General features: G+C 38.2%; 1 pseudogene. It reads right to left on the bottom strand.

The features are described 5' to 3' along the window. Positions 1-110: 110 nt before the first annotated feature. Positions 111-440, bottom strand: a pseudogene (locus SB717_RS33785) (excinuclease ABC subunit UvrA); the annotation flags it as partial.

Genomic DNA, 440 nt, shown 5'->3' with positions numbered 1-440 from the left:
ATATCAACTTATTCTATCTTTCATGCTTGTATACCTACTAACATACTTACCAGTTTTTCCTCGTAAAATAAACACCGAGCGTCATTTCCACTCGGTTTTCATCAATAAACTTATTGCGATAACTCTACTTCTTTTATTTTCTCTTTCATTCTTGCTTTATCACGATTTAAAATCTCTTTTAAATACTTACCAGTGTACGAGCGCTCTTCTTTTACTACTTGCTCTGGCGTTCCCGAAGCGACGATTTGTCCACCTTTGTCCCCGCCTTCTGGTCCAAGATCAACAATATAATCAGCTGTTTTAATCACATCTAAATTATGTTCAATTACAAGTACCGTCTCACCACTCTCAACAAGACGTTGCAGCACTTCTAGAAGACGTGCAATATCATGCGCATGCAACCCAGTCGTTGGCTCATCTAAAATATATAACGTACGACC

It is taken from the genome of Priestia sp. SIMBA_032 (genome assembly GCF_046535215.1).
Lineage (GTDB): Bacteria > Bacillota > Bacilli > Bacillales > Bacillaceae_H > Priestia > Priestia aryabhattai.
This window is presented reverse-complemented; position numbering and strand designations above follow the sequence as displayed.